The following is a 6,511-nucleotide window of genomic DNA, read 5'->3' as shown; positions in this document are numbered from 1 at the left end:
AGCGACGCGTCCCTGTCCTGATCAAAAAAATTATATCCTGCTCCTGAATATAGGAAGCACAATGATCATTACGTAGTAAGAAAATAAAACATATGCTGCTATGGTTGTGAAATGTTATCGTTTTGTTGGCTGAGCGGTTATCCTGTCGGAGGCATTTTTGCAGCAAGCGCGCCGTATCCTGATTGTTGATGATGATCCAGATATCACCAAACTCTTGGAAGTGTACCTGCTTGATGAGGGGTACGACGTTGAAGTCGCATTTACAGAACAAGAAATGTGGGCCTGCTTATCGGGTAAAAATTTTGATCTGATATTGCTTGATATCTTGCTTCCCGATGGAGATGGATTTGACATTACGCGCCGACTTCGCGAAGTATCAGATACCGCGATTATCCTGATTTCCCGAAAAAATACAGATATAGACCAGATTGTCGGGTTGGAACTTGGCGCAGATGATTATGTGCCCAAGCCATTGGAACCACGTGCACTTTTGGCGCGTATTAAGAGCGTTTTACGGCGTTACAAAAAGGTAACGGTAGAAGTTCCCCATGAGCCAACAGAAACAGACACATCAACGTTAAAAATTGATGGGTGGCAACTCGATACGACGACATATCGGCTTACTCATCATAACGGGACGCAGCGCGTACTGTCGGCCAATGAAGCAAATCTTCTTGCTCATCTTGTGCGGAATGAAGGACGTGTTTTGACGCGAAATGATCTTATGGTCGCAATTTCAGGTCGTGAATGGGAGTATATGGACCGGAGTATCGACATCATGATTGTCAAGTTGCGGAAAAACATTGAAACGGATCCCGGAAATCCAAGTCTGATTCAGACTGTAAGAGGTGCGGGGTATATTTTTAAGGCATCGCAGAAAGATAATAATAGTGTCTTGGGTGCGGTAACGGATGACTGATTAAGGGCAAGTGGCATGAGCCCAACAAAGAGACAACAATATTCTAACACCATATAGGCTGTATGGATTAGCTCTTTGATGCACTATTCAGATTAATCATAAAGTTGCTTGTGCTGACGACGCCTGCACATCAAACGGGAGCTTAGAATGGCCAACTATTCGTCCGACGTTGCCCCGATACCAGTTCGTGCACATCGGATTGATGCGCCAAAAATAAAAGTACGGTTTGCTGAGGCCGGTGCAATTATCACCTCATCTGTGATGATTAACCTTCTGGCGCTTGCTCTGCCTCTTGGTATTTTGATGATCTATGATCGGATTATTCCAAATAAATCATTTCCCACACTTGCTGTATTGATCTTTGGAATCTCGGTGATTGTGGGCATCGATCTTGTGCTTCGTCTTGTGCGTTTGTCACTTGAATCGCGTGTGACGGCCAGGCTGGATCATGTTGCGCGAACAAGATATATCGAAGCACTTTTGTCTCAACGTCATCCGACACGCACCAACATGTCGCTGAATGATTTGTTGGGAAAACTTGCGCAAAGTTTGCCTGGGCGCGAACGAAAACTTTTGATGATTAAGAGTGTTGCAGACATCCCGTTTGCATTCGCTTTCTTGTGTGTGATTGGCTTGATCACCGGGGAGTTGGTTCTGCTGCCGATTGGTATTTGTCTAATTTTCGGGTTTTGGTCTTATCTTCTTGCTGTACGGCATCGTCGGGCGTCAGAGGGGTTGCGGTCTGGAAATACCGACAAGCAGGATTTCGTGGACCGGACCTTTGATAGTTTGGCTCAGATAAAAACATTGGCAGTAGAGATCCCAATTCTGCATCGCCTTTCCCGACTATATGAAAGACAGGCGTTTCGTTTCCGTAAACAAAAACAGTACTCGATGACGATTGGGAATGTTTACAGCCTTTTTTCCCAATTGATGATTGGTAGTGTGGTCGTCGCAGGGAGTTTCGCCGTTCTCGAAGGCAACCTGTCTCATGGGGGACTTGCCGCCTTTACCCTTTTGGCCGGGCGAGCATTGGAACCCATGCGCAGCGTTTATGAAATTATTGTGGGCGGCAGTAGCGCTGGTGACAGGGCAAAAAGAAAGGCGCTCTTAAACGCGGCGAACAATCAATTTGATGTGCTGACAGGGGCGGGGGAAAAACGTTTGTTCAAGAAACCGCCCGCCATTGCGGCCTCATGTACGGTTCAAAGCGAAGAAACCGGTGTGGTTCTTGCCGTCAATTTGTCCGTAGCATCAGGAGAAACTGTCGCAATCAGAAGCAATACAAGCAGCGGGAAGTCTGTTCTAGCTTACAGTTTGCTTGGTCTTGTTCCGTATAAAGGGACAGTAAAATTCGATCAGAACTCTTCTTGATGCCAGCAATGCAGAAGCAATCCGTAACGAGATTACACTTCTGGGACGTTTGCCGCAGTTGCCTCGTGGACAGATGATGAATGTTTTGAGTTGTGGGCAGGAAGATCGGTATGCGGATGTTCGGTACCTATGTCATTTGATCGGTCTTGATGTGCCGGTCAAACGGTTGCCTGATGGGTACAGCACGGTGCTTGGCGACGATCCTACCAAGCTGCCGAATGGGCTATTGCAGCAAATTGCAATTGTCCGGGGGCTGGCTGCGAATAACAAAGTCATCATTGTTGATGATGCGACGTTGTCGCTTGATGCCAGCAGTGAATTGCGGTTCGCCAAAGTTCTCAAAATGCTGCGTAAAACAGCGACAATTATTATCCTGACGGACCGTCCATCCCTGACGTCAATCTGCGACCGTCAACTGGTTCTCGAAGATAAACAGCTTATCGATGCACAACCGGCAAAGGAGGCCTGATATGGCAGCTCAGATGATGCCCCCGGGCCTTACGCCAGAGTATCGATAGCTTGGGGAACTTGTTGAACAATGTGCGTTATGACGGGGTTCGCAAGCTGTTTTATCTTGCCGGGGCAAGCATTACACCAATTGACATGGCAAGCCTGCGGGAGATGGATGGTGATTTCAGGTTCGATGAAATTGCGGAAATCGCCCTGACCTTGTCAATTTCGCCTAAAATTCAGCGGCATCGACTTGAAGACTTGCTGTTGAATGAAAACCTGTTTGCTTTTGAAACGTCAGATGGCGAATTGTATATCTTTATACCTGGCGTGCACGGAGAGATTCAATGTCTTTCTCCGGAGACCGGCCTCGAACATGCGATGCCCGATTTGGGTGCGCGGGGGCGTGCAGTTATCCTGCAGGAAAGTAATGATCCGGGGCGCGCGGATAAGGAGGCTAACCAGACCAAGTTCAATTGGTTGAAAACAGCATTGTCGGGTTCAAAAAATTCCGTTTTTCAGCTTGCGATGATTACATTTGTTGCCAGCTTGCTTGCACTTGCCATGCCCATGTTTACGCTGGCGGTGTATTCTCAGGTTCTGCCAACGCAAAGCGTTGACGCATTGCTGTATCTGACTGTCGGGCTTGTGATCGCAACTTTGGCCGAGTTCTGCTTACGCATGTTGCGTAGCCGTATTCTTGCTAACGCCGCGGCACTTCTTGATCTGAAAGTCAGTGTGGCAAGAAATTCCAGATTGATGCGGATGTCAGTTGCCTTGGCACGACGGTTTAACAGTCGGGATGCGTCGGCAATTATCAAGGATCACGAACGGCTTAGTAATATTGTTACAGGCCCGATCGGGACGGCTATTCTTGAGCTTCCGATCTTTGTCGCGTATTTGGCCGTACTCGGTCTTCTGGGGGGATGGCTTGCGCTTATTCCTGTTGTGCTGCTGGGGGTTGGCAGCATTTTCATCCTGCGTCTTCTGTCATATGCAAATGAACGGACCAAATCGGCCCTGAGAAGGGCTGAGGAGTACGGGGTGATCTGTGATGAATTATCACGCCGGTTATTTGCAATGAAAAGAGAAGGTAGTGGTGCACGTTGGCATCACCGGTTTACCAATGCTTCTGCACGTCTTGCCGAAGCGGAAATGCAACGGCAAAAAACCTTCTCCTATGCCAGGATTGCGACAAGCACGCTGACATCGTTAATTGTTGCAATCTCGCTGGCATTTGGCGCGGTTATGGCGATGAACGAAATCATCGGACCGGGCGAACTTATCGCGGTTGTTGCCGTGGTATGGCGGATGATGTCTCCTGTCCCATCGATTCTTGAGGCTGTGCTGCGTCGCGAAGAAATTACCAATCTGATTGAAAATGCTACCTATCGGGCAGACGATAGCCCTGAGTCAGTGCGCAGTCATGCATTGGGTGGACAGGGTGCAGGGATTGATGGCCGAGTAAGCTTCTCATCCGTGCTGTTTAACTATCAAAGCGGGCAGGCTCCTGCCTTGCGCAACCTGAATTTTGAAATCCAGTCGCGCGAAATGGTCGTTATTACCGGGGCAAATGGCTCTGGAAAGTCGACTGTCCTTGATCTAATTGCCGGATTGAACTCGCCTCAGCTTGGTACTGTAACCATTGATGGAGTCTTTCCGGCACAGGTTCCTCAGTCTGTCTTGCTTCAGTCTGTTGGATATCTATCGCGTGACACCAATATGTTACCAGTGAGCATTCGTGAATTCTTAGCAATGGGGCGTGAACAGTTTTCTGATGCGGAAATTGTTGAGGGCTGCGAACAACATGCTATCCACAACGATATTTGCCGATTGCCAGCAGGTTATGAAACTCGGATTTGTGATATGGCACAGGATAGTTCTTTGCTGCGCCGTATCGGCCTTGCTCGGGTCTTGATGACGCGATCCCGACTGATCCTTATCGATGAGCCGGACGCATCATCGCTTGAGGCCAGAACAGCGTTTTTGTCGGCTACTCGGCAGATACGGGATGATACAACCATCGTTATTGTTACCCATGAACCGGACTATATTTCGGTTGCGGATCGAATTTTGGTGATGAATCAGGGAACGATTGTGCGCGACTGCGCGCCAAAAGATATTGTTCGTCAGAAAGAGGTTACTCCGTCATGACTGACCAAACTTATAACAAAGCCGTGACTGCGCAGAACAAAGGTTCCTGGAGTAATAATGCGATTACGGCCAGCCAATTGTTTGATCGTAAAACGTCCAGTAAGCTATCTTTGCTGACGACGTTTTCGCTTTTTGCCGTTATGTCGGGTGTGATTATCTGGTCGGCTTTTATGCCGATCACGGAAATTTCAGCAAGCTCTGGCGAAGTTGTTCCATCCGGCTCCTTGCAAAATGTTCAGCATCTTGAAGGGGGTATTGTTTCGGCAATTGATGTTCGTGAAGGGCAATATGTGGAACAGGGCGACATTCTCGTCGAGCTTTCTCCGCATATTGCGCAATCGGAACTTGATCAGTTGCAGACACGTTTGGTGGGGTTGCAGTTTCGTATCCGGTTTTTAACCGCAGCACGCGGGGATAATATCCCCGACATTAATGACTTTGACCAAGAATATTCCGATATTGCACGAGCCGCCCAGTATGAACTCTCAACCAAACGCGAAACAATTTCTTCGCAGATCGAGGTTCTCAGGCAGCAGGAAAAAGAACGTGAGGCTGAACGTGCGACGCTGAAAAGTCAGGCGGCAGGCGTTGCCGAGCAGATACGTTTGAAGAATGAGCAGGTAAAAGGTCGCCGGATTTTGGCCGAAAAAGGTTTGTTTCCTCGCATGGATTTGATTGAGGACGAACGGGAACTGGCTGGCCTTGTCGATAACCGTTCAGCGCTTGTGCTTGAAGCATCACGTGTTGGCGAGCGTATTGGCGAAGTCCGCCAAAGAATTATCGAAACACGTGCCCGCTATCAGTCAGAAATCGCAACAGAATTAAGCCAGTTGGCATCCGAAGCGGCAGAGACCAGGGTGGCAATTGTTCGCGCACAGGACCGGGTCGATCGCTTGCTGGTGCGTGCGCCGGTTTCAGGTCGTGTTAAAGGGTTGGAAATCAAGACAATTGGTGGTGTGGTAGATCCAGGAGCAACCATGATGGAAATCGTTCCGGATGATACCCAGCTTAAGGTCGAAGCACGTATTTCGACTCAGGATATCGGACATGTTCATGTTGGGCAGGAAGCAAACATCAAGGTGCTAACCTACGACTATTCTCGTTTTGGCACCATTCCGGGGGAAATCTCCCAAATTTCTCCAACGACGTTCATTGATGAAGAAGGGGTTCCCTTCTACAAAGCCGATATTCTACTTGAAAGTTCCCATGTCGGTGAGAATGCAGACCTTACCATTGCGCCGGGAATGACGGTTATTGCCGACATTCTGACCGGTGAGAAAATGCTTCTTGAGGCTATCATGTCGCCGGTAATCAAAAGTTTTGATAGCGCCTTTAGAGAAAGGTGATCGCTCAGTGGACGAAGAAATACCCGCTCGATCAATAAGGTTGGGATGAACCGATATTGTATTTCTTGATGTGGCTGCTACTTAAAGCATATGCCAAGAATGGTGGTTATTTTCTAAATAGACCGATTTACATGTCGGTTTGAGTGGTCAAACCAATGCTTGCTGGTTGTTCTTGACGGGGTAAATGCAATGAGCATCAGGTGGCTTCATGTGACGCTTTCTAGAAAAGGCTTGATTGTGTCCAATTACCCATAAGCCATTTTGTAGG

At 48.2% G+C, this 6,511-nt stretch carries 5 protein-coding genes; all 5 read left to right on the top strand.

Going from position 1 to position 6,511, the window contains the following annotated elements; translation table 11 throughout:
- Positions 1 to 157 precede the first annotated feature (157 nt).
- Positions 158 to 919, top strand: coding sequence for a response regulator (locus AC0VXT_RS16040; RefSeq protein ID WP_475546216.1), 762 nt, complete (start codon positions 158 to 160; stop codon positions 917 to 919).
- A gap of 147 nt (positions 920 to 1,066) precedes the next feature.
- Positions 1,067 to 2,293 carry an ABC transporter transmembrane domain-containing protein gene (locus AC0VXT_RS16035; RefSeq protein ID WP_475546215.1) on the top strand — a complete coding sequence of 409 codons (1,227 nt, stop codon included), beginning with the start codon at positions 1,067 to 1,069 and terminating at the stop codon, positions 2,291 to 2,293.
- A 73-nt stretch (positions 2,294 to 2,366) separates the two neighbouring features.
- Positions 2,367 to 2,762, top strand: a complete 396-nt coding sequence (locus tag AC0VXT_RS16030) for a hypothetical protein (protein WP_475546214.1) — start codon at positions 2,367 to 2,369, stop codon at positions 2,760 to 2,762.
- Between the two features lie 71 nt (positions 2,763 to 2,833).
- Positions 2,834 to 4,897, top strand: a complete 2,064-nt coding sequence (locus AC0VXT_RS16025) for an ATP-binding cassette domain-containing protein (RefSeq protein ID WP_475548591.1) — start codon at positions 2,834 to 2,836, stop codon at positions 4,895 to 4,897.
- Positions 4,894 to 6,243, top strand: coding sequence for an HlyD family type I secretion periplasmic adaptor subunit (locus tag AC0VXT_RS16020; protein WP_475546213.1), 1,350 nt, complete (start codon positions 4,894 to 4,896; stop codon positions 6,241 to 6,243). Before AC0VXT_RS16025 ends, AC0VXT_RS16020 begins: the two co-directional genes overlap by 4 nt.
- The last annotated feature ends 268 nt before the right edge of the window (positions 6,244 to 6,511 follow it).

The organism is Thalassospira sp. Z349TD_5 (assembly GCF_056173045.1).
This window is presented reverse-complemented; position numbering and strand designations above follow the sequence as displayed.